This is a genomic window from Arachidicoccus sp. (assembly GCF_050436765.1).
Classification (GTDB): Bacteria; Bacteroidota; Bacteroidia; order Chitinophagales; family Chitinophagaceae; genus Arachidicoccus.
In genome coordinates this window covers 1-1,666 of sequence record NZ_JBNQGD010000385.1, presented here as the reverse complement: position 1 = coordinate 1,666, position 1,666 = coordinate 1, and the positions used below count along the sequence as shown (strand labels likewise).

Genomic DNA, 1,666 nt, shown 5'->3' with positions numbered 1-1,666 from the left:
TTTTTCTCTATTTTACATATTTAACAAAATAATGATGACGGGCAAAATTCCATCAATCTGGAAAAAGCCACAATCATTCCAATTCCAAAGAAACCAAATCCAAAAGAACCAAAAGATTTCAGACCGATTTCTATCATATGTCCTGTTCTCAAAATTTTTGAGAGAATAATTTACAATTCCCTTTTAAACCATTTTACAAAACACAATATTATTCCTTCATGTCAACACGGTTTTACCAAAAATAGATCTGTCACCACACAGCTAATTGAAACTTTCGAAGACATCACTTATGCCATTGATAAGGGTTGGTGGGTTGACTTGATATTTTTTGATTTTGAAAAAGCTTTCGACTCTGTTCCACATGATCGTTTAATATCCAAACTAAAATCAGTTGGTATTGAAGGTCCCCTTTTGGAAATCATTAAATCGTATTTGACCGGCAGGTCCTTTCAAGTTCAAGTCAAAGATCAAACATCAGAAGAATGTGAGGCTCCCGCAGGTGTCCCGCAAGGGAGTGTGCTGGGTCCCTTACTATTCATTTTCTTTATCTCTGACTTGCCAAAGTTCTGTCACACGCCCGGGGTAACAGCCAAACTCTTTGCGGATGATCTGAAGATCAAACGTAGTTCTCCAAGAACTACTAGTTTGCACTTTAGTGACTTTCGCGATCCAATAAAAGTATTCATATCAAAACTATCAAAATATTGTGAGATAAATGGACTGAAAATCAATGCAGAAAAATGTCAGACCCTCCACCTTGGTCTACAAAATCCTTCGTTACCATACTTTTATAACAGCACTGAAATCCCATGTGTAGAAAAAAATTCTATCATTCGTGACCTTGGTATATACTATTCTGACTCCCTTAAATGGGAACCACACGTTTCTGAAAGTGTAACTAAAGGCAAAAGGGCCTCATTTTCTATACTAAAATCAATCAAAACTCACAACCCTAATATTTTGGCAAATCTTTTCAAAACTTATATCCGACCAATTTTGGAATTTGCTTCACCCGTTTTCTCACCATATCTTGAAAAAGATATCAAAAAGTTAGAATCCGTCCAAAAAGTATATCTACAGTGCTGTTACAATCGAATATTCTTCAAAAAAGTGCAGACACCATCTTATGACTTTTTATTAAAATACTTCAAAATTGAGTCACTACAAAAACGACGGCTAAAGGCCGATTACAAAATTTTCCATCAGTACATGCTGGGTATTTTGCCATTTCCTGAGCAAAATGCCTTCAGGTGTGTAAACTCAAAAACTCGAGGTGATATGTTTAAAATTCAAACCAATCCATCAAAGACTAAAATCAGACAAAACTCTTTCTTTACAAGAACTTCTGTTTTATACAGTAAACTCCCCATTGAAACAAGACAAAAAGACCTATCTGATTTTATGAAAGATATTGATTCCCTATTCCTTACTGGTAATGACTTATGAGAAAATCCTAATCTCATAATCATAAATTTCGTTCATATCATTTGCATTTTGTGTACTCTGTTTTATGACCATGTCCTGTATTGTATTGTGAAAGTCGCCTAGAGCGCAAATCGCACCTTGAAGTGCAAATAAATTATTATTATTATTATATTACTTACTCGACATATTTATCCAGAGGCAATTTTCTGCAGACAATGCCTTCTTTCTCAGCAGTTCGCAA

General features: G+C 34.9%; 1 protein-coding gene. It reads left to right on the top strand.

The window, feature by feature from the left end; genetic code table 11:
• Positions 1 to 51 precede the first annotated feature (51 nt).
• A complete protein-coding gene (locus tag ACQR30_RS16150; protein WP_429736791.1) occupies positions 52 to 1,446 on the top strand; it encodes an RNA-directed DNA polymerase in 1,395 nt (464 codons plus the stop codon).
• Positions 1,447 to 1,666: the final 220 nt, after the last annotated feature.